This window comes from Erwinia pyri (genome assembly GCF_030758455.1).
Taxonomy (GTDB): Bacteria; Pseudomonadota; Gammaproteobacteria; order Enterobacterales; family Enterobacteriaceae; genus Erwinia; species Erwinia pyri.
In genome coordinates this window covers 3301339-3326028 of the sequence record NZ_CP132353.1, presented here as the reverse complement: position 1 = coordinate 3326028, position 24690 = coordinate 3301339, and the positions used below count along the sequence as shown (strand labels likewise).

At 54.6% G+C, this 24690-nt stretch carries 21 protein-coding genes; 16 read left to right on the top strand and 5 right to left on the bottom strand.

What is annotated here, in order from left to right:
• Positions 1–54: 54 nt before the first annotated feature.
• Positions 55–813: a DeoR/GlpR family DNA-binding transcription regulator gene (locus Q3V30_RS15730; protein ID WP_306213226.1), complete on the bottom strand. Its 759-nt coding sequence runs from the start codon at positions 811–813 to the stop codon at positions 55–57.
• A 151-nt stretch (positions 814–964) separates the two neighbouring features.
• Positions 965–2230: a DUF1479 domain-containing protein gene (locus Q3V30_RS15725; protein WP_306207232.1), complete on the bottom strand. Its 1266-nt coding sequence runs from the start codon at positions 2228–2230 to the stop codon at positions 965–967.
• Positions 2231–2532: 302 nt separating this feature from the next.
• Between Q3V30_RS15725 and Q3V30_RS15720 the strand changes: the two genes are divergently transcribed.
• Both Q3V30_RS15720 and mqo read left to right on the top strand, forming a co-directional pair.
• The gene (locus Q3V30_RS15720; RefSeq protein ID WP_306207230.1) at positions 2533–2661 is read left to right on the top strand and encodes a hypothetical protein; all 129 of its coding nucleotides are present in this window, start codon (positions 2533–2535) and stop codon (positions 2659–2661) included.
• Between the two features lie 387 nt (positions 2662–3048).
• Positions 3049–4698, top strand: coding sequence for a malate dehydrogenase (quinone) (gene mqo / locus Q3V30_RS15715; protein WP_306207228.1), 1650 nt, complete (start codon positions 3049–3051; stop codon positions 4696–4698).
• Between the two features lie 108 nt (positions 4699–4806).
• Here mqo and Q3V30_RS15710 read toward each other — a convergent pair whose 3' ends face one another.
• Positions 4807–5058, bottom strand: coding sequence for a hypothetical protein (locus Q3V30_RS15710; protein ID WP_306207226.1), 252 nt, complete (start codon positions 5056–5058; stop codon positions 4807–4809).
• 558 nt (positions 5059–5616) lie between these two features.
• Between Q3V30_RS15710 and Q3V30_RS15705 the strand changes: the two genes are divergently transcribed.
• Positions 5617–5715, top strand: a complete 99-nt coding sequence (locus tag Q3V30_RS15705) for a YoaK family small membrane protein (protein ID WP_306207225.1) — start codon at positions 5617–5619, stop codon at positions 5713–5715.
• Positions 5716–5824: 109 nt separating this feature from the next.
• The gene (locus Q3V30_RS15700; RefSeq protein ID WP_306207223.1) at positions 5825–6187 is read left to right on the top strand and encodes a hypothetical protein; all 363 of its coding nucleotides are present in this window, start codon (positions 5825–5827) and stop codon (positions 6185–6187) included.
• A gap of 138 nt (positions 6188–6325) precedes the next feature.
• On the opposite strand, the gene budC is transcribed toward Q3V30_RS15700, so the two are convergent.
• Positions 6326–7090: a meso-2,3-butanediol dehydrogenase gene (gene budC, locus Q3V30_RS15695; RefSeq protein ID WP_306207221.1), complete on the bottom strand. Its 765-nt coding sequence runs from the start codon at positions 7088–7090 to the stop codon at positions 6326–6328.
• 249 nt (positions 7091–7339) lie between these two features.
• Between budC and Q3V30_RS15690 the strand changes: the two genes are divergently transcribed.
• From Q3V30_RS15690 to Q3V30_RS15670, 5 genes are all read left to right on the top strand, one after another.
• Positions 7340–7477 carry a hypothetical protein gene (locus Q3V30_RS15690; protein ID WP_306207219.1) on the top strand — a complete coding sequence of 46 codons (138 nt, stop codon included), beginning with the start codon at positions 7340–7342 and terminating at the stop codon, positions 7475–7477.
• 115 nt (positions 7478–7592) lie between these two features.
• Positions 7593–8027: a 6,7-dimethyl-8-ribityllumazine synthase gene (locus tag Q3V30_RS15685; RefSeq protein WP_306207217.1), complete on the top strand. Its 435-nt coding sequence runs from the start codon at positions 7593–7595 to the stop codon at positions 8025–8027.
• Positions 8028–8255: 228 nt separating this feature from the next.
• Positions 8256–9011 carry a transcriptional regulator LldR gene (gene lldR / locus Q3V30_RS15680; RefSeq protein WP_306207215.1) on the top strand — a complete coding sequence of 252 codons (756 nt, stop codon included), beginning with the start codon at positions 8256–8258 and terminating at the stop codon, positions 9009–9011.
• Between the two features lie 9 nt (positions 9012–9020).
• Positions 9021–10166: an FMN-dependent L-lactate dehydrogenase LldD gene (gene lldD, locus Q3V30_RS15675; RefSeq protein WP_306207214.1), complete on the top strand. Its 1146-nt coding sequence runs from the start codon at positions 9021–9023 to the stop codon at positions 10164–10166.
• Positions 10167–10359: 193 nt separating this feature from the next.
• Complete coding sequence (locus Q3V30_RS15670; RefSeq protein ID WP_306207212.1) at positions 10360–11325, top strand: chemotaxis protein; 966 nt, start codon at positions 10360–10362, stop codon at positions 11323–11325.
• A 110-nt stretch (positions 11326–11435) separates the two neighbouring features.
• Here Q3V30_RS15670 and Q3V30_RS15665 read toward each other — a convergent pair whose 3' ends face one another.
• On the bottom strand, positions 11436–12347 hold the full coding sequence (locus Q3V30_RS15665; protein WP_306207210.1) for a DMT family transporter: 912 nt from the start codon (positions 12345–12347) through the stop codon (positions 11436–11438).
• A gap of 183 nt (positions 12348–12530) precedes the next feature.
• Between Q3V30_RS15665 and Q3V30_RS15660 the strand changes: the two genes are divergently transcribed.
• From Q3V30_RS15660 to Q3V30_RS15630, 7 genes are all read left to right on the top strand, one after another.
• Positions 12531–13388 carry an AraC family transcriptional regulator gene (locus Q3V30_RS15660; RefSeq protein ID WP_306207208.1) on the top strand — a complete coding sequence of 286 codons (858 nt, stop codon included), beginning with the start codon at positions 12531–12533 and terminating at the stop codon, positions 13386–13388.
• A gap of 453 nt (positions 13389–13841) precedes the next feature.
• Positions 13842–14330, top strand: coding sequence for a DUF1198 family protein (locus tag Q3V30_RS15655; protein ID WP_306207206.1), 489 nt, complete (start codon positions 13842–13844; stop codon positions 14328–14330).
• A gap of 416 nt (positions 14331–14746) precedes the next feature.
• Positions 14747–15472, top strand: a complete 726-nt coding sequence (locus Q3V30_RS15650) for a gluconate 2-dehydrogenase subunit 3 family protein (protein ID WP_306207204.1) — start codon at positions 14747–14749, stop codon at positions 15470–15472.
• A gap of 39 nt (positions 15473–15511) precedes the next feature.
• Complete coding sequence (locus Q3V30_RS15645; protein ID WP_306207202.1) at positions 15512–17281, top strand: GMC family oxidoreductase; 1770 nt, start codon at positions 15512–15514, stop codon at positions 17279–17281.
• Between the two features lie 11 nt (positions 17282–17292).
• Complete coding sequence (locus Q3V30_RS15640; RefSeq protein WP_306213225.1) at positions 17293–18546, top strand: c-type cytochrome; 1254 nt, start codon at positions 17293–17295, stop codon at positions 18544–18546.
• A gap of 265 nt (positions 18547–18811) precedes the next feature.
• The gene (locus tag Q3V30_RS15635; RefSeq protein WP_306207200.1) at positions 18812–24199 is read left to right on the top strand and encodes an AvrE-family type 3 secretion system effector; all 5388 of its coding nucleotides are present in this window, start codon (positions 18812–18814) and stop codon (positions 24197–24199) included.
• Positions 24200–24201: 2 nt separating this feature from the next.
• Complete coding sequence (locus Q3V30_RS15630; RefSeq protein ID WP_306207198.1) at positions 24202–24612, top strand: type III secretion system chaperone; 411 nt, start codon at positions 24202–24204, stop codon at positions 24610–24612.
• Positions 24613–24690 lie beyond the last annotated feature (78 nt).

Here is a 24690-nt window from a genome sequence, read left to right as displayed (position 1 = left end):
GCCTGTTACCTCTTGTGCGTCTTCTTTTAAAAGTCTCTCTTTTCTCAAACAGGCTTACTGCTGCTCGTTGAGCGGAACCAGCGTCAGAGGTATGTTTTCAAGCTTCAGCTCTTCCCGGATCGCTGCTGGCAATCCCTCGTCGGTGATCACCTGATCGAATCTCTGTTCCGGTGAAAGGGGATAAGCGTGGATCACACCAAATTTTGAGGAGTCGGTCAGGGCAATAGTGTGCGTACTTTTTGCCATCACGGCATTCACCACATCACAGCGCAGCATGTTGCGTCCGGTAAACCCGGTCTCTTTATGCCAGCCATCCACGCCGATAAATGCCTTATGAAAATTGAGCTGCTGCAGGCAATAACGCGTCAGCGGCCCTACCACAGATTCGCTGCTCTTTTGATACTGGCCGCCCAGAATAATCACTTCGCACTCTGAGTCGCGTAGCAGATGGGCGATAGCGTGACTGACGGTGATAATGGTTAAATCTTTGCGGGAGGCAAGCGTGCGGGCGAGAAGGGCATTAGTGCTGCCGCCTTCAATAAAGAGCGCTTCGCCCTCGCTAATAAGCGAAGCCGCATAGTCGGCTAATGCCTGCTTGATTTTGTAGCGGGTGCGCATCCGGAAATTGACATCTTCACTCTCAGGGGCAACAGCGGAGCCATGCACGCGCCGTAAAAAATCACCGCGCTCCAGGGTATTGAGATCCTGCCGGACGGTAACTTCGGACACGCCCGTAAGCTGAGAGAGTTCACTGACGCTGACGCTGCCTCTTTCGTTAACCAGCTGAATTATCTTTTCATGGCGACTGTTCATCATTGCGGCAATAAGACCTGTAAGAATAACCTGCTCAGTTTATCAGAGAACCTGATGCGCTGGCAGTTTGCCTGCCAACGTTGTGCATACGGGAAAACCCGCTCCTCTGGCAGCTTGCCCGACCGGGATCTACTGCGTCGGGCGATGCCTGCTAACCTTCCAGCCCTAAGCTTTTGCGGCCAATAGCATTGAGGTCAGCGGGCATAAAGCGGTTTTGCCACGCCTGCTCATAATTTTCACGAGGGAAATCGCCAGGAGAGAGTCCCTCTGCAAAAGCCTGTGCAACCTTCTCTGCGTAAGCGACATTTTTAGGGCAAAGCGGAGCCGCAGGGATATACATCACATTTCCCCACCCTTGCTGATCTTTCACCGGCGCGACCGAATGGATGACATCACAGTGCCACCAAACGGAGTCACCCGCCTGAAGAGAGGGGATTGAACATAATCCGGCCATTAATTCAGGGTGCCACTTTTCTGAAATCGGCAAAACTTTGCCCGGCTCTACGCCACAAAGCTCATCTTCCGGTACGTCATTCAGTAAGGGGCGCAACAGGATCCAGGCCATCGCTTCCGGTACGGGGAGAACGTGCAGCAGGCCCTGACCACTCTGCATATCGGAAAGCGCTGTCCAGCCCTGAAAAGTTCTGAACGCCGAGCATTTAGTGGTGTTATCCACATCATATTCGTTAACGTCAGGGCGGTAAGAAGCGTCCCAGGGATCGTAATCATCGAACTGATTAGTGAAAATTTTACGAAAGACTTTCTGATAAGCTGGTAAAAGCCAGCGCTCAAGCGCGCCGGAATCGGTATGTGCACCCAGCCCTGATGAGGTGGTTCCCGGCGGGCGGCGGCGAATGCGGTCCGGATAAAGGATATTAATATCGGGGTCAAACCAGCGAATGCCGCCAGCTTCAAACTTCCACAGCCTGTTCAGAAAAGATTGGGTAGCAGCCATCTTTTCACTCTGCCGTGCTTCCATCTGCGCTGCTGACCAGTAAATGGGGAAGATTTCCGGTCTGGAAGCCTGAAGGCTGCCAAAAAAGGCGTCACCCGGCCCGCGATACTGGCGGTCAAAGTCATTCAGATCCAGATAGTCCAGCATTGACCGATCCCAGTTAAGCGCCTGTTGCCGGTCAAAGTTTTGCCGCACCACTAAACAGCCACGGCGATGAATGGCGGCAATTTGCTCTGCTGAGACCTTTTTACTGGCAATATCACTCCAGTTAACCACCGGCCAGGCGGTTCCCGTTTCTGCCTCCTCAGCTTTGGCGTCAGCAATAGCCCGCAAAACTTTGGCTTTAACCTGCTCAAACAGCCCTTCGACATCACCGATCTGCTCACGCAGCTGCTGCTTCATCAGGCGAATATTCGCCTTGTGATCCGCAGGCAGCTTCGCGGAAGTAAATGTACCGTCCATAACCACACCTCCAGGTTGAGTAACTATGTTTCGAACGAAATATATTAACTTTCATTCGTAACCTGGGCTGACTTTAACAAAGCAATAACAATACGAGCGTGATCGCCTTCACAAACCAGGGTTTTTTGGTCTCTTATTGACCACAAGCGTTTAAACAGGGCGGATTAATGCAATAAATAAGGATCTTCTGGCAAAACCCCCTTATAAATGTCTGGTGGGCTAAAAAGGCCGGTGTCAGGCAAAGATGCACCTTGCCAGCACGCTGACCAGCCCCTCAGAACTCCGTTTTTAAAAAGGTATTTATGAAAATCATCATGATGTTGTTCACCTGTCTGATCCTGTCAGGCTGCGCATCGGGTTTAGTCACCTTACTGCCCTCTGGCGACGTCTGCCCCAACGGCACCGACAGCGTGACCGGCCAGTGCCGCTAGCTTTACTGCGCAAAAAATATCCGGGGTCGCCCTGAGGCATCTGGATCGCCTTTCCTCTCTCTTCCGGCGCTGACAAGCCGCCGGTTGCTGCCCGGGACGCTCTCTGAAAGCTGGTGCTGAATGGTGGCTGAATGTTTACACGGTTAAAAAGATATATAACCCTGCAAAAGACGCTTTTATTTCACTCACATTTTAAGAGCAGGCATTTACTTATCTCAAATGGCAGGGGAGAAGTGGGTAAATAATTTAAGTCACTGTTTTTATTTGTAATTTCATTAAAGTAACTAAAGAAATATATCTGTAACTAAATGCGTCTGTGATTTGTTAATGATTTGGTTAAAATAAATGACTAATTTTTTTCATTTATTGCTTAAGTAAGTTGCCAAAATGTCACAGACAAAAAAAGCCCTTCCCGTAGTCTCTCTTCTGGCCCTGCTGGTCTGCGCCAACGTTCAGGCTGAAGCGCCTGCTGAAAAAACTGATGTGCTGCTGATTGGCGGCGGTATCATGAGCGCCTCGCTCGGCACGCTGCTGGAAGAGCTTCAGCCAGAGTGGAAACAGGTGATGGTTGAAAAACTTGATGGCGTCGCGCTGGAGTCCTCTAACGGCTGGAACAATGCCGGAACAGGCCACTCTGCGAACATGGAGTTAAACTACACGCCTGAGCGCCCGGATGGCTCTATTGACTACAGCAAAGCGCTGGAAATCAACGAAGCGTTTATGATCTCCCGTCAGTTCTGGACCAGCCAGGTTCAGCGCGGCGTGCTGCAAAACCCTCACTCATTTATCAACTCCACGCCGCACATGAGTTTTGTCTGGGGCGATAAGAATGTGGATTTCCTGACCAGACGTTATAAAGCGCTGCAGGAAACCACCCTGTTCCAGGGAATGCAATTCTCTACCGATCAGAACCAGATTAAAAAGTGGGCGCCGCTGATTATTGAAGGTCGCGATCCGCAGCAGAAAGTAGCCGCTACCTGGACGGCAGCAGGCACCGACGTTAACTACGGTGAAATTACCCGTCAGCTGATTGGCAGCCTGAAGAAAAATGATAACTTCACGCTCGAAACTTCCACCGAAGCCACTGACTTCGCCCGTAACGCTGATAACTCCTGGCACGTCACGGTTAAAGACGTAAAAAGCGGTGAAACTCACGCGGTCGATGCGAAATATGTCTTTATCGGCGCAGGCGGCGGGGCGCTGAAGCTGCTGCAGAAAACCGGTATTCCGGAAGCGGATAACTATGCCGGCTTCCCGGTTGGCGGTTCGTTCCTGGTGACTGAAAACCCGGAAATTACCCGTCTGCATGCGGAGAAAGTTTACGGCCAGGCTTCCGTCGGCGCACCGCCGATGTCCGTTCCCCATCTGGATGCACGCTTCCTGGATGGCAAGCGTGTGGTGCTGTTTGGGCCGTTCGCTACCTTCTCTACCAAGTTCCTGAAGCAGGGTTCTTTCCTGGATCTGCTGAGCACAACCACCACCAAAAACGTTATCCCAATGACTGATGTGGGGCTGGACAACTTCGACCTGGTGAAATATCTGATCGGTCAGGTTATGTTGAGCGATGATGACCGCTTTGCCGCGCTGAAAGAGTACTACCCTTCAGCCCGTAAAGAGGACTGGAAACTGATTCAGGCTGGTCAGCGAGTACAGATCATCAAAAAAGATGCGGACAAGGGTGGCGTGTTGAAGTTGGGCACCGAGATTGTCACCGACCAGCAGAAAACGCTGGCGGCGCTGCTTGGCGCTTCACCAGGGGCTTCTACTGCGGCACCTATCTCTATCAACGTGATGAAAAAACTCTTCCCGGAGCAGTTCAATTCTCCTGAGTGGCAGAGCAAGATCCGCACTATTGTTCCAAGCTATGGCCAGACGCTGAACGGAAACGTGGCGCTGACGCAGAAGGTCTGGGATGAGACCGCCGCTGCGCTGCAGTTGACCAAACCGCCGGTTATTGAGATGCAGGCTGGCAAGCCGGTGAAGACTGAGACCAAAGCGCAGGAAAAACCTGTTGCTCAACACGATATGGCGCTGTAATAGCGCGTAATGGTCAGGTCCCTCTCTTTACTCTATAGAGTAAAGAGAGAGCGATAAACAGGGCCTGGGTTCGGCAAGCTGCCGGACGCAGGCCTTTTTTTATTTCTCTTACTCTACGGAAGGCGCCTGATATTTGATGTACTCACGAATAGCGTCGTGGATTTGGCGATTATCAACTTCTCCCGTTTCCCGCTCTGCATATTCTTTTGCCAGCGCCTCAAGAACATCGTCAAATTTGCCCTTGTAGTTAAGATTATTCAGCGCAATTTGCTGCCCCAGAATCTCCTTAAGCACCGTGGTTTCGACTCGCAGTCGGTGTACCGTTTCCTCTAAATTTTTGATTCTCTCTTCATCGGACATAAGACTCTCCTTGCGCCATTCTCAGCCTAACCTGTGGCATTGAGCTTAAGTGCGGAATGATAAAATCGCAATAATACCGATGTTTATTAGAGAGTTCCCGGTGCTAACGCTTAAATAATTAGTCTGTTTATAATAACAATAGCAATAATCGCTAAGAATGGTCCTGGCGTTTGCGGGATACTCCTCTTCGCCCCCTTCAAGAGCTAAGCCATTAAGAGTGCCGGAGATAAGCGCCGGGTGGGGACAGTATTACAGAGGTCGCCCATGGGCGGCCTCTCTCGTTTCTGACACCCGCTACTGCGTCCCTACCGAACAACTCCTCATCTGCTTTGGGTCGCAGCGCGCCGTTTGTGCTATTATCACCTCGTTTTTTCTGTGGCGACGGGCGCATTCCGGCGGCACGTGGCTGAACAAATAAAACGTGAAACTGGGGGTGACAGTGAAACATTTACTGATACCTGCATTACTGGTTATTGTGGTTTTTTTTGCTCTGTTTATGGTGATGACCGGGGGCCATTATCCCTGGTAATCCCGCCCTGAGAGGTTGACGAGGAAAGCATGAAAATTGGCTATATCTTCCCGGCGGTAGTCGGCGTTGCGGGCATCGCGTTGCTGGTTTGGTTCATCGCCAGCGGGGCCTGGATGCCGGGCCACTAGTCAGAGCCTGGATACCGGGTCCCCGGCCTGCTGACCGCTCTCGGAATTATCCGGTGGTCAGTCGGGGGCTAACCTCTGCTACCCTTAACAGAGACTTTAAGGGAGGCCTATGCGTACAAGAAATGCACTTCTTATCACGATTTTTTCCGCTGTTTCACTGTCAGCTTCTGCGGCTCAGTCGCTAACTTGCAGCCTGACGCACAGCGTTGAATCACCAGGCCAGCAGCCGAAAGTTTCCATCGTTAACACCCATTCCGCTGTAACGGATGAAGGTAACAGCTTCACTTTCTCAACCGACGGAGAGAAAAGAGTCACCAGCCCGGAGCTTCAGCCTCTGAAAATGGACGACGGGGAGACGGCTATGGCGGCAAAAGTGAAGGATGTCACCTTTGTTAAGCTGAAAGAGAGCTACGTGTTGCGAAACAAAAATGAGAGCTACGTTTACTCAAACTGTAAACCCGCTGCTGAGTAATGCAGCCAGAGCTTGCGCTCATTATTAAAAAGGCCCGGCTTGAGAGCCGGGCCTTTTTTTGCCCCGCAGCCGTGCCGGTAAAAGAGGCATCAGGGGCTGCTGCTGTGACAGGGTAGCAGAGTAAATCTCACCAGGATATCAGGCCTGTTTGGGCTGACCATTTGAAGCCATAATCCCGCCATCCACCGGCAGGTTCACGCCGGTAATATAGCTGGCATCTTCGCTGGCGATAAAGGCGATGGCGCTGGCAATATCCTCCGGCTGACCCGCTCTTTCCAGCGGAATACGCTCGTAGAACTTCTCCATTAACGGCTGGTTATCCTTCATATCTTCCGTCAGATCGGTCAGCGTCAAGCCGGGACAGATAGCGTTAACCCGCACGCCGTCAGAGCCGTAATCCATCGCCAGCGAACGGGTAAAATTGGTCACCGCGCCCTTGGCGGCGTTATAGACGCTCATGCCCCAGTCGCCGCCCAGGCCGGAAACGGAGGAGATATTCACCACGTTTCCCCGGGTTTTCAGCAACGCCGGCATAAAATAGTGCACGCAGTGGAAGACACCATCCAAATCCACGCTCATTAATTTTTTCCATTCATCCAGATCAACCTCATGAATGCGGCCCTGCACTATTACGCCCGCGTTGTTGACCAGCACATCAACTTTGCCAAACTTATTTAACACGGCTTCTGATAACGCTTTTACCTGGTCCGCTTCGGCAACATCGCAGGGCGCGACCAGATGTTCGCCCTCGGTGAGAGTAGCCAGAATCTTGTCGAGTTTTTCACGGGTGCGGCCAACCAGCACCACAGAGGCCCCTTCGCTGGCAAAGCGCTTAGCTGCCGCGGCACCAATTCCTGAGCCTGCCCCTGTGACTACCACTACTTTTTGCTGAAAACGTTGCATATTGTCCTCCTGTCAGGCTTTAATTCTATTAAAAAACATCATGTTAACTGTGGCATGCTGTCTCAGGAGTGCAAGGCGGTCAGGACATGTTTTTCATAACCTGTTGTTATGGCAGAGGCTTTGAGCCTCGCAGACGTGTAAATAAATTTGTCTTTTATGACCTTTTCATCGCTGAAGAGAGGCAAAGAGTCCTTTGCAGATCGACACTATCGACTACGCTTAGATAACAAAACGTTAAAGGAGAATGTTATGAGTAATGAAGAGAAAAAGCCTCAGCCTGGCGAGCAACAGCACCCGGCAAAAGATGCCCCTGACCAGCATGGCGAGATCCCACGCACTCGCGATGACAGCGACGATGACAAGCACGATCCCTATCAGGATAAGTAGCTTAGCCCTCAACATTTATGAAATGTTTTTGAAACAGGCTTTCCGATTGCGGCGGCGAAGCTTAAACTAGCCCGCTTCAGGGTGGTCATCGTCGCCCGTTTGACAGGAGTAATGAATGGTTTCCTCGCTGAAAGTGGCTTTTATCAAAGCTAACTGGCATGCCGATATCGTCAATCAGGCGCTGACCGGCTTTAAAAATGAGATGGCAGCACGCGAAGTAGAGTGCCAGATCACCGTGCTGGATGTGCCGGGGGCTTTTGAGATGCCTCTGCTGGCGCAGCGTCTGGCGAAACGGGGTGATGTGGATGCCATTGTCTGCGCCGCGCTGGTCGTCGATGGCGGAATTTATCGTCACGACTTCGTGGCTCAGGCGGTGGTAACCGGTCTGATGGATGTTCAGCTCGCCACGGATGTGCCGGTTTTCTCCGTCTCTCTGACGCCGCATAACTTCCAGCCTGCCGATGAGTTCACCGGTTTCTACAGTGAGCACTTCATCAAAAAGGGCGCGGAAGCCGCTCGCGCTGTCTGCATGATCAGCGAACTGAAATAAACTCTCTCCACGCCGGCAGGGCCTGCTCTCCCGGCGTAGTTTCACTCCCGATTTAAATCCCCCTTTTTACCCGTTCTGGTTTTCCTGACGCCGTTTTTGGTCCTACCAATTCCTCTTCTTTGTGACTGAGCTAATGCTTTCAACCGGCAATGTTACAGAGTTGTTGATCCTCAGCCGCTAAAAGAGAAACAATCTCCGCGAATTGCCCTTTTTGGTAGGACCACTCCTATGAGCAACCCGCTTCTTGTTGAGCGCCTGCAGGCCTGGATTTATGAAAGCCAGCTTCAACCCGGCGCCCGGCTGCCGGCAGAACGCCAGCTGGCGCAGCAGTTTGGCGTCTCTCGCTCCTCGCTTCGTGAGGCGATGCAGCAGTTGATCAGTCAGGGAGTGCTGTTCAGCCGTCGCGGCGGCGGCACCTGGCTTCAGAGAGAGCAGGCTGACTGGACCGAAGCGCGGCTGGTCGCGCCTCTGAGCGCGCTGCTGGCTGACGATCCCGGCTACCGGTATGACGTGCTGGAGGCGCGTATGGCGATTGAGTCCAGCACGGCCTGGCATGCAGCCAGCCGCGCCACCGCAGAGGACAAAGCGCGGCTGAAGCTCTGTTTCGAAGCGATGCAGATCATCTCCGATCGCGACGATCCCGATCTTGCGGCGCACGCTGATGTGCGTTTTCATCTGGCGATTGCTGAAGCCTCTCATAACCTGGTGCTGCTCCAGGCGATGCGCGGCCTGTTCGATCTGCTGCAATCTTCCGTGATGCAGAGCCGTCAGAAAATGTATGCCGAGCCCGATATCCTGGAGCAGCTTTCCGCCCAGCATCTCACTATCTACCGCACCATTGCCGCAGGAGAGGCGGATGCGGCACGCGAGGCGACCCTGCTCCATCTTGAATTTGTCGCCAGGACGCTGCATGGCCTGACCGAGCAGGAAGCGCGCCATGCCCGCAGCCTGCGTATTCCAGAGACTACTCCCCCTATGAAGTGAGGCACACCTGTGATTATCTCCTCAACCAAAGATTACCGCGCAGCGGCTAAAGCCAAGATCCCGCCGTTTCTTTTTCACTATGCCGACGGGGGCGCCTATGATGAACATACGCTGCAGCACAACTGTGAGGACCTGGCTGATATTGCGTTACGTCAGCGTATCCTGCGCAATATGTCCTCTCTGAGTCTTGAGACCCGGCTTTTTAACGAAACGCTGTCGATGCCGGTTGCGCTGGCTCCCGTGGGATTATGCGGCATGTATGCCCGGCGTGGTGAAGTGCAGGCCGCGCGTGCGGCGGATAAAAAAGGGATCCCTTTTACCTTATCAACCGTTTCCGTCTGCCCGATTGAAGAGGTCGCGCCCGCGATGAACCGGCCGATGTGGTTCCAGCTTTACGTGCTGCGCGACCGGGGATTTATGCGTAATGCGCTGGAGAGGGCGCAGGCCGCAGGCTGCTCCACGCTGGTGTTTACCGTCGATATGCCGGTACCGGGCGCACGCTATCGTGATGCCCATTCCGGCATGAGCGGGCCAAACGCCGCGATGCGCCGCTATCTTCAGTCGGTAACGCACCCGCAGTGGGCCTGGGACGTGGGGCTGAACGGCAGGCCGCACGATCTTGGCAATATCTCCGCCTATCGCGGCGAACCGACCAATCTGCAGGATTATATTGGCTGGCTGGCGACAAACTTTGATCCCTCTATCTCGTGGCAGGATCTGGAATGGATCCGCGATTTCTGGAAAGGGCCGATGATCATCAAAGGCATTCTCGATCCTGAAGATGCCCGTGATGCCGTGCGTTTCGGTGCCGATGGCATTGTGGTCTCCAATCATGGCGGCCGCCAGCTTGACGGCGTGCTCTCTTCAGCCCGCGCGCTGCCTGCCATTGCCGATGCAGTAAAAGGAGAGATCGCTATTCTCGCCGATGGCGGCGTACGTAGCGGGCTGGACGTACTGCGCATGATTGCGCTGGGTGCAGACACGGCTCTGCTGGGGCGCGCTTTTATCTACGCCCTGGCGACGGCGGGGGAGGCGGGCGTCACCAATTTACTTAACCTGTTCGAAAAAGAGATGCGCGTTGCCATGACGCTGACCAGCGCCAGCACCATTGCCGACATAACGCGTGATTCGCTGGTGGCCGCGGCAAAGCAGTAAACAGCGCCAGTCGTGATGTTGTTCACTGTTCCCTCACAGGGGATAAACCTCCCCTGTACTTTTCTCGCGCGCTGCCGATAACTCTTTAAGAATGATTTGACGCGCGCAACGGCGTTCAGGAAGCAGGAGTCCGGCCCCTGACCTGCGTGAGTGCATGAGACCGCGGCGTACACTGTTAACGTAGAGGGTAACGATGGATAACTTTCAGAAAGAGATCGACGAGCGGGCTAATCTGGCCTTATCGAATAAATTTGAACTGCTGGTGTTTCGCTTAGGCTCCGATCTCAACGAAGAAAAATCTGAGTTATTCGGCATCAACGTTTTTAAGCTGCGTGAAATTGTTCCCATGACCACCATCACCAAAGCGGCTGGCATGAAGTCGCCGCTGCTGGGAATGGCGAATATCCGTGGACAGATTATCCCGGTTATCGATCTTCCGGCCGTGGTGGGCTGTACGCCAACTACGGGGCTGAACCTGATCCTGGTTACCGAATATGCCCGCAGCACGCAGGCGTTCGCCGTGGAGTCTGTGGAAGATATCGTGCGTCTGGACTGGAGCCAGGTGCACGCTGCGGAAGCGGGCGTAAGCAGCCGTAATATCACCAGCATCGCCTGTCTGAACAGCGACAAGCAAAACGTCACCATGGCGTTAGTGCTGGACGTTGAGCAGATCCTGCATGACGTTATCCCTTCCGTGCGTGAAGTAAAAGAGGGCGATATCAAGCTGAAAGAGTTCGCTATCAAACCGGGTTCTGTGGCTATCGTGGCGGAGGATTCCAAAGTGGCTCGCCAGATGCTGGAGCAGGGGCTGAAAGCGATGGGCATCCCGGCGAAGATGCACAACACCGGTCTGGAAGCCTGGGAGCAGATCAAAGTGATGGCGCGGCAGGCTAAAGAAGAGGGCGTGCCGATCCGCGATAAAATCTCTATGGTCCTGACCGACCTGGAAATGCCGGAGATGGATGGCTTTACGCTCACCCGTAATATCAAAAGCGACATTACCCTGCGGGAAATCCCGGTAGTGATCCACTCATCTTTATCCGGCAGCGCCAACGAAGATCACGTTCGCAAAGTGGGCGCCAACGGCTACGTGGCGAAATTTGAGATCAACCAGCTCTCCTCCGTGATCCACAAAGTGCTGGAAGAAGCGCCTCGCTGATCCACTGCAAACAAACGGGCTGGTGCCAGCACCGGCCCGTTTGTTCAGTAGGGCAAGGAGAGCCACTCTGCCTTTATATTCTGCCATTGCAGCAGCCTGAGCTTTTCGCATCAGGAGGCTTTCGGCACCCCTTCACGACGCCGCAGCCTGAAAAAACCGGGTTTAGCAAACATCACCAGATTGCCGAGCAGGATCAGCAGCAGGCCAATCACCGCGTTGCTATGCCAGACATAACCTTCATAAATTGTAGAAAGCGTCAGCGCGACCAGCGGAAACAGCAGCGTGCTGTAGGCTGCCCGGCTGGCTCCAATTCGCCCGATCAGCGTGAAATAAGCGCCAAACCCCACCACCGAACCGAATATCGCCAGATAAAACAGCGATCCCAGATAGCGTGCTGAGAGGTCGGGAATAAAGTTATCGCCGTTAACCAGGCTGATCCCGGCCATCACCAGTGCGCCGTAGAACATGGCATAGCTGTTGGTGGAGAGGATCTCCAGTCCCCGTCGCTGGTGGCGGGTACTGATCATATTGCCCAGCGAGAAGCCAAACGTGCCCAGCGCGCTAAGGCCAATGCCGGTCAGCAGAGAAGGGGCCATGCTGGTTGCCGCCAGGTCATGCCAGAACAGCGCAACAATACCGATGATACCCAGCGCGGCGGCCGGAAGAAGGTTAGGGTGGGGACGCTGGCGGAAAAACAGCATGCTGTTCAGCGCGTTATAGAGCACCGCCATCGAGAAAATCACCGACTCCAGCCCGCTGCTGATATAGGCAGCTGCGTGGTAAAAACAGACAAAGTTAAAGCCAAATACGCAGCAGCCTTGCAGCAGGCACCAGAGATGATCCTGCAGGCTGATTTTGCGTAACCGACCCAGCAACCCCAACACTACAGCCATCATCAGGGCCGCGACCAGAAACCGCCAGAACACAGAGACGGTCACCGACACCACGCCCTGCTGCATCACGATAGCTATCCAGGTCGTCCCCCAAATCACCACCACCAACAGATATAAAAGTCCGTTCATCGTTACCTCTTTCACCATATCAATGGCGTCAGTATCGGGTGCGAGGCGTCAAGGCGCTTTCACGCCTTTGCGGCGACTTGCAGAATCTTGCGGTTTTTTTTAGTGGGAGGGGGATAAGCGCTGGAGTCTCAACCAGAGGCTACTTACACTGACTCTCTGTTTACTGCTTCAGGAATCCCTGCTATGTCTTATCAGGCTTTTGACAATCTGCGTCAGCATCGCACACGCCTGCAGGACACTATTCAGCTCGGCTCCGGTATTCAGCTGGCGGCATGGCGAAACGATTTTGACTGCGTCACGCAGCGTAGCGATCACCATACTCTGAGCCTCTATGTGGATGCAGGTTTTAATACCTGGCATAAAACGCGCGCAGGCTGGCAGAACGGCGGCGGACCGGATCGGTTTTGCCTGATGCCGGAAAACAGCGAATCGACCTGGGATATTCGCTCAGAGTTCTCCTTTGTGCACCTCTACTGCACCAACGTGCATTTACGCCAGCTGGCCGAACAGATCTGGGATAAAAGCCCGTCAGCCCTCTCGCTGGATGAGCGGATCTTTGCAGAGGATGAACGCATTACGCAGCTCTACCGTCACTTTCTGCTGAGCTGCGACTGGCAGCAACCGGCGAATCATCTGATGCTGAGCAGCGCTTCCTCTCTGCTGATGACCCACATTCTGCAGCATTACAGCGAGGTGTTGTGGAAGCTGCCTGCCGTTCGCGGCGGCCTGGCGCCTGTGGTGCTGCGCAATATTGTGGCGTTTATCGAAGCGAATCTGGCCTCCTCTTTAACGCTGGCGGAACTCGCCCTGCAGGCGGGACTGAGCGAATTTCACTTTGCCAGAATGTTTAAGCAGTCGCTGAAACTGGCTCCCCATCAATATGTTATGCAGCGCAGAATGGTCAGGGCCGACCAGCTGGTACGGCATACGCTGCAACCGCTGACCGAGATTGCGTTAGCCTGCGGCTTTAACTCTTCCAGCCACTTCAGCAACCGCTTTAAAAGCGTGTATGGCATTACTCCCTCCGCCCTGCGCCGTTGACCTGAAGTTTTTCCTGGTAATAGTTCTGAATCTGGCTAAAAGCTGAACATAAAGGCATTTTTATCACGCCCTGGGGTGTACTGTTTCTTGGTCGGGCACTTTATGACAGAGATAACAATGGGCGATTACTATTATCTGGAGCAGAAACCGCGCCAGGATGCTCTCAAAGTTGTCCACCGATCCGGATGCCTGAAGCTAAGTATCCTGAACAGACAAAGAGAGTTTTTAGGCACGTTTTACACTTCAGCAGATGCACTACTTACAGCAAATAAACGCTTTGGCGGCAGCCGGTTATGTCCTCTCTGCTGCATGAAGAAACGGTGAACTCAGGGCTGCCTCAGGGCAGCCTTTTCTCATAGTTGCCAGGCCCACAGGGCTGCTGTTACTCTGACGCTCCGCTGACAGCGTGGCCCGGATGAAACGGAGCTGCGCACGCCTGAAACAGGATAGTTGATGATTTGGCTGATACTTGCGACCCTGGTCGTGGTTTTTATCATTGGATTTCGCGTGCTTAATTCACAGGCACGACGCGCCACCAAAGCGCTGACAAAACGGCTGAACCTGGAGCCGGTGCATGTGGAGTCGCTTATCAGCGCCATGGGCCGCACTGCAGGGGAGGAGTTTGTACAGTATCTGGCCCGCGATAATGAAGCGCATATCGCTAACGGCGCCAGCGTGCTGCTGATTTATCAGGTATTTATTGTGGATGAGTCAGAAGAGAGCCTGCTGTTCTGGCGCGGCGTGCTGCGCAATGCCTGGTTACCTCTTGAGCTAAGCAACGAGCATGTTCGTCTGGCAATGACCTTCCTGCGTGAGCTGGAGCCGGATGCTCAGGAGATGCAGGCGTTTCGTCTGCGTTATAACGCTCGTTTTGCTCCCCCGGAAGAACAGACGCCAGAGAATAACGTTTACTCCCTTCATTCGCGTCTTAATCGCCACTGATCGCCTCACGCTATTTTTTAATTATCTGTTGCCGGGAAAATATAAACCGGTAATGTTCTTTAATTGTTAATTAAATGTTTTCATGAGGTTAAGTTTAAAGATTATCCTCAGACGAGTTTTTTCCATTTATTTACTCCAGGCATTGTCACGCTTATAAATTATAACCGGGTAATTTCAGTGGAATTCAGCTGCTAATCAGCATAAACGCCAGGGTTAAGCGCTTTTTTTAACCATTACATGGCATTATCATTGCCCGGATAAAATTTAACAATGTGATAAAAACTTAACTATATATATGTTGAATTTAAAATTTACATTTTGTAACTCTTGTATCCATAACATTACGCGAAGATTCGTCGATAACGATACTAATTAACTCAAATTACATTTTATTAGCATGTGAGAGTCGTGGTGTTATGCTCCTTCAAAAAGAAACTACCCGTCGTAAGTTTTTAATAGGATCGCTTTTAGCCTTACCGCTAGGCGATATGGTCCTTAAGGGAATAACTGCAGCGCAGGCTGCGGAAATGGCCGCCCCTGAATTGGTTGATTATAAACCTATTTTCTTTAGCGCAGATGAGTGGCAGTTCATCATGGCCGCCTGCGATCGTCTGATCCCCGCTGGGGGCAAGGGCAAAGCGCCCGGTGCGCTGGAAACCAACGTGCCGATCTTTATCGATCAGCAGATGCACACCGATATGGGTTCAGAAATCTATATGCAGGGGCCGTTCAATACTAACGCTCCCGCCACTATGGGTTATCAGATCCCGTTCCGCCCGCAGCAGATCTATAAAACCGGAATCAAACTGGTTGAGAGCTGGTGCCAGACAAACCATCAAAAATCCTTCCATGAACTCTCTGATGCGGACAAAGACGCCGTGCTGACTCAGGTTCAGAAGAACACCATCAACTTCTCTGAACTGGGCGAAGCCTCACTGAAAGGGTCGCAGTTCTTCAGCGGGCTGCTGAGCGATACCAAGCATGGTTATCTCGCCGATCCTATCTATGGCGGCAACAAAGGCATGAAAGCGTGGATCGCTATCGGCTTCCCTGGCGCACGGGCCAGCTTTACCGAATGGGTGAAGCAGCACAACGTGCCTTATCCGCTCGGCCCGGTCAGCCTGTTGGGCATGCAAGCCTGAGTAAGCGATTTCCGTATTTTTGAGAGTGATTAATTTAAGATGGCAACTGTAAATAAAGAAGAAGTCGACGTTGTAGTCGTCGGCCTGGGTTGGGCTGGCTCGCTAATGAGCATTGAGCTGGCGATGGCTGGCCTGACAGTTCGCGCGCTGGAGCGCGGCGGCGACAGAACTTACGAAGATTTCGCCTACCCAAAACCGGCGGATGAATACGCCTACGGCGTACGTAACAAAGTGATGGCAACCCCGGCTGAAGCCGCGGTTACCGTTCGCTACAACATGAGTGAAACCGCACTGCCAACCCGTAAATGGGGCGCTTTTGCACCGGGCACCGGCGTAGGCGGATCGGGTCTGCACTGGACTGGCGTTTTACTTCGTCCAACCCCAACCGATCTCAAGCTGAAAACCTATGCGGACGAGGCCTACAAGCCAGGCATTCTGCAGGAAGATATGCGCATCATGGACTTCCCCTTCACCTGGGATGAAATTGAGCCTTATTACACCAAGTTTGAGCGTATCTGCGGACAGTCTGGTAATACCGGTAACCTGCGCGGCAAAATCCTGGAAGGGGGCGATCCGTTTGAGGGGCCTCGTTCTGAGCCGTACCCACTGCCTGCGCTGGAAGACACGCTGAACACCAAGATGTTCGCTGAAGTAACGAAGAAAATGGGCTATCACCCGTTCCCGAACCCTTCTGCCTGCGTCTCCCGCGCCTGGACTAACCCTTACGGCAACCAGATCGCGCCATGCAACTACTGTGGCTATTGCAGTAAGTATCCTTGCCTGAACTACTCTAAAGCCTCGCCGCAAACTGCGGTAATGGATGCGTTAAAGCGCATGGATAACTTCTCTTATGAAGTCCATGCCAACGTAATGAAAGTAGTACTGCATGACGATAAGAAAACCGCAAAAGGGGTGATCTATATCGATGCGCAGGGTAACGAGTGCTTCCAGCCGGCGAAAATCGTGGTGCTGAGCAGCTTCCAGTTCTGTAACGTGCGTCTGATGTTGCTCTCCGGCATCGGCAAACCTTACAACCCAATTACCGAAGAGGGTGTGGTGGGTCGTAACTACGCCTTCCTGAGCAACGGCGGCTCAACGCTGTTCTTTAAAGATAAGAACTTCAATCCGTTTGCTACCGCTGGCGCAACCGGACAGATGTTTAACGATATCTCTCCAGGCAACTTTGATGGTCCTTCACTGGGCTTCATTGGCGGCGCAAAAATCCACAGTTCTCAGGCAACGGGTACGCCAATCAGCACCTCATTGCCTAAAGGCACGCCAACCTGGGGAGCGGGCTGGAAAGAGGGGATGGAGGAGTGGTACGGCCATTCCATGAAGATCAGCATCACCACCACCTGCCAGTCCTATCGCGATATCTATCTCGACCTGGATCCGAACTACAAAGATGAGTATGGCTACCCGCTGCTGCGTATGACGTTCGACTGGAAAGAGAACGAACTTAAGCTGCAGCAGTACCTGAAAGGCATTGTGGGGAATATCACCAAAGAGCTGAATCCGGACAGCTACAGCGAAAGCTTCCTGCCGATGGATGCGCATTTTGACCTCACCAAATATGTCTCTACCCATAACGTGGGTGGTGCGGTGATGGGAGATAATCCTAAGACTTCTGCGCTGAACAAATACCTGCAGAGCTGGGATGTTCATAACGTCTTTGTGCCGGGTGGTAATGCGTTCCCGCAGAACTTCCAGGCGAACCCGACCGATACCATTGGCGCAATCACGCTGATGGCGGCGCAGGCGATCAAAGAGCACTATCTGAAAAATCCCGGTCCACTGGTACAGGCATAAGCGATATGAAGATGAAACTGAAGCGTTTTTTAATCGCCAATGCGGTGCTGCTGGGTGCCGGTTTTATGCAGATGGCGCAGGCAGATGATGCGGCGCTGGTGAAGCAGGGCGAGTATATCTCCCGACTGGGTGACTGCAGCGCCTGTCACTCACTGCCTGGTAAACCGGCTTTCTCCGGCGGGCTGGCGATTGAGTCAAATCTGGGCACTATCTATTCGACCAACATCACGCCGGACAAAGAGCACGGCATCGGCAACTATACCGAGCAGCAGTTTAATGATGCGGTCCGTAAAGGCGTGCTGCCGGACGGCACGCGTCTTTATCCGGCGATGCCTTATCCTGATTACGCCAAAATCAATGATCAGGATATGCATGCGCTCTACACCTACTTTATGCAGGGTGTGAAGCCAAGTGCGGAAGCTGCGCCTGAAACCGATCTGAGCTTCCCGTTCAGTCAGCGCTGGGGTATGCGTTTCTGGAACTGGGCCTTTGCGTCGGACAAGCCGTTCCAGCCTATTGGCGGCGCCTCTGCGGAGGTCAACCGTGGCGCTTATCTGGTGGAAAGCCTGGGACACTGCGGCAGCTGCCATACGCCTCGTGGTTTCGGCATGAATGAGAAAGCGCTCGACAGCAGTGACAGCAGCTTCCTGGCAGGCGGTAATCTCAACGGTTGGGAAGTGCCATCCCTGCGCGGCCTGCCGCGCTGGACCGAGCAGGAGACTGTCGATTATCTGGCTACCGGACGCAATGATAAAGCTGCTGTAGGCGGCGAGATGACCTCGGTCGTTGAGCACAGTACTTCGCATATGAGTGACGCGGATCTGAAAGCTATTGCGGCCTACGTGAAGTTTATCGGCGGCAATCCTGCAGCTCCCGCTGCGCAGGAAACGGCAGTCAGCCCAACGGAAGCGAAGCTGACGGCAGCCAAAAATCTCTCTGCAGGAGAGCGTCTCTATCTGGATAACTGTAATGCCTGTCACTTTGTGAACGGTAAAGGCGCGCCGGGCGTGTTCCCTGAGCTGGACCAGGCGACGATTGTCAATGCAGGCGATCCGGGTGGGTTGATCCATACCATTCTGGCCGGTGCGCAGCAGCCTTCCACCGCGAAAGCGCCTTCCACGCTGGCGATGCCAGGGTTTGCTAAACGTCTGAGCGATGAAGAAGTGGCGAAGCTGGCTACCTTTATTCGTCAGGGCTGGAGCAACAAAGCCTCTGCCGTTACCGCAGAAGACGTGGCGAAAGTCAGAAAGACGTTGAAGAAATAGGTCCCCCTGTTTGGGGCATGTTCAGAGAGAGGTGCAATACCTCTCTCTGAAGACGTTTCGTCATCCTGTACAGAGAGGCTTAAAGCCTCTCTTTTTTTACCTCTGAATTACTCTGTTCCCCTTGACCCCTCAATCTGCGACCTGGATCTCGTCGCGACAGCGCCACTCTTATCTGTAATTGTCACGAATATGTCACGGAACCGACCCGGTTTTCTCTCCACACAGAATCAGCTAAAAAACGCTTTCATTCGCCGGGGAGAAAATCGTGGTATCGGGGATCAGAACAGCATTCAACGCAGCAACACTGCAAAACGTGCAGCGAACGGGCACGGTTCAGCAGAGACAGGGAGCCGTGGTCCAGCAGGAAGCACGGGCCAGGCAGACGGGCGGCGGCACGCTCGCCAGGAGTGCCCGCGAACAGGGCGCGCCAGCGGGAGAGGGCGTTCACCAGAGCGCCGGGCAGCGGGCAGCGACAGGTGGGCGTTTTAAAGCCTTCGCCCAGCATGCACTTTTCCGCCGGAGCACGGCGGGTAACGCCGCCCGGAGTGCGGCTCCATCAGGCAGCGCCAGAGCAGGCAACCTCTCCAGAGCGGAGGGGCAAAATAACGCTGAGGCCATTGAGATGCGGCCAGTCGATCGGCTCAATATTTCGCTCTCAACTTCACAGGCGGGCTGGCTGGATCGGGAACTCCAGGCGGGACTGGACTCACTTCATGCTCAGCCACCCGCGAATAGCGCGCCGGATGTGACTGCTCCGCCGCCTGCGCAGAATAATGCGCCAGACGTAAATGCCCACCCCGCAGCGCAGCAGGTATCAGCACCTGCGCAGCCTCCACTTCCACCCGCGCAGCCAGGCGGTCAGCATCTGGCTCCGCCTGCCGGGGCGACCTCGCCAATCACTCTGCGTCTGGACAGCAAACGCCAGATTCTGGTTGCGGCACCGGCAACGCGCAATCCTCAGCGGGCGCTGGTCAGGCAAACGCTGGGCCACGCCAAAATGCACTATCAAAGCGTGGCCGCCAGCGCGGATCTGCAGCAGCATGCCCTGCTGGACGACAGCGGTCGGCTTCTTTCGCTGCACTCCTCCCCCAGCCGTCTCATCGGGTTATCGCACAGTAAAGCTAACCCGGAATGGCAGCGGCAAGAGACGCCGGGAACTTCTTTCCCCAGACGACGCCCAGCCGTAGTGACTGACCATGCGCTGACGCTGAATGAGGATCAACAGAAGGTGCGGATCAACCGTAACGGCGCGCCTGCAGGGCGTCCCGCTACTGAGGTCTCGCTGCCCGATAAGGCGATACTCAGCCAGCTTTCTGGCGTGCATCAGCAGACAACAGCCAGCGGTACGACGGAGTTTCGCCTGCATAAAGATAAGCTCTGGCAGATGACGTCGCAGGAAGAGGGCTGGAAACAGGCGGATTTTCCGCTGCTGGATAAAGAGAAGGATCTCTCAAAACTCACCCGTCAGGCTGATAATGCCCTCTATCTGGTTCATGACAGCCACCAGCTGCACAATCTGCAAAACCAGACGCAAAGCCCGCGCTTTGAAGAGAAAATCAGCCACTTTTCCGTGGCGCAGGATGGCCAGGCGCTGCTGCTGCTGAGCGGGAAAGAGAGCAAAGAGCAAAGTGTCAAATGGCTTCCCCAGTCAGACAGTCCTGCAGAGAGACACCGTACGCTAACCCTCTCGCCCTCCGGCACAACGCTGGCAAGCCTGATCCAAACCCCCAGCCAGGTGATTGCTGCCGATCATAACGGTCGTCTGCTGGTTGCCAGTCGCCCTGGCGAGCAGGGAACGGCGCTGGATTTCGGCGTGGAACAGAACCAGGTATTGCGTAATCAGCTACACCAGCAAATTGCGGATGTGACCGGCGAGCGCTTTCACGTCACCGATTTTATCCAGGGAGAAGGCGGGCGCCTGCATGCGCTGGTAAAAGACGGCATGGATCGGCAGCATGCGATAGCGCTGAACCTCACGCCGCGTCAGCCACAGGCTGCATCCGCGTGGAATCTCAGCGACAGCCTGGTGATGGATTTCCAGAAAGGGCTGCCGTCGGTTTCACCTGGCCGGATGGATGTGGTGGATATCGCCATGGCGGGCAAACTGGCCCTGCAGGAGGGCAAAGTCCATTTCTTCAATGAAACCACCCGCCGCTGGGAAGCTTCAGAAGTGAAGGCAGATCGTCTTATCGCCGGGCAGGATGGCCAGGCCTGGGTGCTCAAAGATAATCAGATCAAGCGCCTTAAAGTGAATCTCTCCAGCAACAAACTTAACTTTAACCAAAATGTATTTGCTCTTCATCAGGTTAAGAAAAGCGTCAGCGAAGAGCTGGCGCTGCCCGGCCTGGATAAAAATCAGAAAACGCTGGCCGCAGCGGTGCTGGACGGCGGACGGTACCTGACGCTGCAGGAGAGCGGCGACGTGCATTTCCATCAGGTAGAGAGCGAAAGCCGCCGCGACAAAAAAATGACGCATACGCTGAGCCATCAGGCGCTGAGCCAGGCGATGAACCGGCCGGTGAACCTTATCGACTCGCGTCAGGCTCCCCAGCCACACAAGCTTAGCGATATCGCCACGGGACCGGATAACCAGCTGTTTCTGCTCAGCGACCAGGGCAAGCTTTTCAGCCTGACGCAGCAGGCATGGGAAAAGGGGGAGCTTTCGCAGCTGCGCGAAGAGCGGATGCCTGCACTGCCGGTGGCCGCTTTCGACGAACCGGCTGAAGCGGCGAAGCCAAAGAAGCTTCATGGCAATCAGAAAGGCTCTCTGCTGTTGGAAATGGATAACGGCAAGACGCTGACGCTGAACAACGGTAGCTGGGCAGCGCTGGCTGGCGATCTTTCCTCTGGCGACCTTTCGCCGGGGGAACGGAGCGCGGAAAGTCTGGCCGATCAGCATTACGATCGCCTGAGCGCCGCCACCCGTGACTCAAAATTAGGGAAAACCGGGCTGACCTTCAGGCGCGAAGTAAACACCTTTGGGCAGTCCGGCCATGATGGCCATAAAGTTCATACGCCCTTCCGGACGCGTCTCAGTACGTTTGTCTTTCGTCCCACCATCGCTACCCCGCGCCCGCTAAAGAATATGGGGAACCTTATCCAGCATGCCCACGGTGGCCGACAGGGTCTCTCGGTGATTTATCAGCAGCAACAGCAGCAGATGGCGGAGCTTAACGAGCATTTGCAGCGGCTACAGCGTCTTAAATCGCCGGGCACGCTCAGGCCGGAAGAGCCGCTGAGCCTGAAGCTCAAAACCCTTGCCGCCAAACCTGACCTGCCCGCATGGTTCGGCGAAATGGAGAAATTCAATACCACGCTGGCTGACAGCGCAGCCCATCAGGCTCGCCTGTTGCAGCAGCATTACGGTAAGCCAGCGGGCGGAGTGAAGGAGCAACTTGATTCACTGACCGGCAGCATGAATCCGGCCAGCACCCAGCGTGAGGATTTAACGACAAAACTGGCCCAGCTCTTCTCATTACAGCCCAGCGGCAAAGGGAATCTGGCGCAGCTGGCGCTCTCATCGCTGCAGGCTGATGGCGTGCGGCTTTCGCACCAGAAGCCCACGGAAGAGATCCCCCTCGGTCTGCATCGTGATAAACATGACACCATGGGGCTGATCAAATCGCGTCTGATCCTGGACGGTCTGACCAACGCGAAAATGCACGATCTCACCGGACGGCTCACCACAGCAATGGCGCTTCAGGGAGAGACCCGTGAACAAACGTTAACTGCATTGGGCAGAGAGTTTCGCGAGCTACGGGATAGCGAGTGGGAAGGCAATCCTCTTAAGCAGGTTACCAGCCATGGCTTCACCGGTAACGACAAGCTGGAGTCCAACTACGACGCCATCAAATCCATGACCAAAGCCTTCACCAAAGAGAATCATGCCATGAACGTCACCACCCGCACGGTGATGCAGGCTGAAGATCAGCAGACGCTGGCGCGCCGTATGGAAGGCACCGTGCTGTCGATGGAGAAGGGAGAGAGCATCTCATTCAGTCGCGCTTACGGCGCGGCGACAACCATCACCGGGGTGCCAGGGACGCAGGTAGTCGCTGGGGTGGGTGGCAGGGGCAATCTCGATCGCGGCTACAACATGAGCCTGACACGCGGCGAAGGCGGGGTCACGGTCAGCTTTGGCCGTGATGGTAGCGGGGGAGTCACAGCCTTCACCGGGATTGGCTATAACCTGCTGACCGATTTTATGAAGGATTCTGCGCACACCGTGCCGATCGATCATGAGCGCAATCTGGCTCCGGCCGTGCGTCTGGGTGGGGCTATCTCGGCAACGCCGTTCGATGTGAAAAAGCAGAACAGCATCAGCTTCGACATCACTGAAGCGGAGCTGCCCGCTTTTATTCAGGGGCTGACCGAAGGGACGCTGGATCCGCTGACGCTGATGAATCGCGGCATCAACCACAGCGTGAAGCATGGCGATGTGATGAACGTCAGCCTGGATGCCACCGCGGCGGCCCTGGCCTCTGCCGGTATTCCGCTGACCAGCAAACATGAGAAGGAGACGCCCGCCAGCGTCCGGGTAGGTGGCGGCGCTTATGCCGGGGTGAACCTCCTTTCAGGAACCCGCGAGCGCGGCACGACCAGCAAAGAGGAGAGCAGCACCTTCAGCCGCAGCAACAATCGCCCGCGCGGCTTAAATAAAGCCTCTGTGGGGGCTAACTTTGCGCTGCCCCTGGGGGTGCTGGTAAAAGGCGACGACGGGCGCCTGCCGCTGTTCGCCGGGCCTGCCGCCAGCGTTCAGCTCTCTATCGATAACCGCACCAAACAGAGCCTGTCGCTGGAGACGAAAAATGCCCGTCCGCTGGAGCCGGTACATATCGACAAGCTGATGGAGACACTGGGGAAAAGCTTCAGCGATCCCGCCAGCGCCGGGCTGCTGGAGAAGCTCAAGGACAAAAGCGATGACCAACAGGCTGTTCCCCTTACGCCCCGGCAGAAGCTCGACAAGTTGGTCGAGCATTTCGCCCCACGCGACCGGACCACGCTCAATAATGGGCAGCAGGCGGTGCTGCGGGATCTGGATAAGCATCTTCGTCAGCAAAAAGCGGCGGAGCAGGGCAAGAGACTGCTGCAGAACGGCGAGTATCAGACCACCTATGCCAATCTCAGCAAGGTCAACAGCAACGGCCTCTGGCACCAGCTTTCTCACCTGCTTGATGGACAGCTGAACGCCAGCAACGCCACCAAAATCCGTGAGCTGATGAGCAGCGATCATCAGCTCCAGTCGCTGATTGCCACCCTGCAGGATAACGTCAGCACCGACGCTACCGTGACATTGGAGCTGAAAGATGAAGTCAGGGAGCAGCTTGAGCAACGCTGGCTGGAGCAGGGCAACAGCCCGGAGGAGATGATGGCCGAGCTGACCAACCGGGATAATCTGCGGCTGAAATCGATCGCTTTTACCAAGTCGCAGATCAAAACGGATGGTTTCGCCACCCCGGCCTTTCTGCTGGGGGGATCGAATAATGCCTCGGTTTCCATGAAGCGTAACCTGGGCAAAATCAATTTCAGCTACGGAGAGAACCAGAACACGCCAACCCAGTACGCGCTGGATGGACGCATTGCCAAAGCCACCACAGAACTTGCCGCCGCCTTGCAGCAAGGGCAGGAAAACGATTTTGTACTCAAGGGATAATCATGTCAGCCACTGAACAGCTTAACCATTTTCTGAACCTTTATGGCCGCAGGATAAAGGCCCCGTTGAGTTTAAAGGAGGGCGTGTGCGCCCTGTTTGATCGGCACCAGCAGGAGGTGGCGATTATCGAGCTGCCGCAGGGGAGCGACAGCGTGCTCTTTCACTGCCGGATCGAGACGTTACAAGGCGATGCCGCTCCTGAGAGGTTGAAAACGCTGCTTGCGCTGAACTTCGAGATGAATGCCATGCGGGGGTGCTGGCTGGCGCTGGATGCTGAAGAGAGCCTCAGGCTCTGCAGCCAGCTTCCCGTTGCGACTCTGGATGAGCGGCTGTTTGCACAAAGCCTGGAGGGGTTTATGCTGCAGGCGCAGCAGGTCCGGGAGTTCATCATGGAGCTCCATCAGCCAGCGTGAGCCGCTTTAACACAAATCCTTCTTGTCAGCCAGCTCCTTAATTCACTCATAGTGTTAAGGAAGTGATAAGAAGGAGTA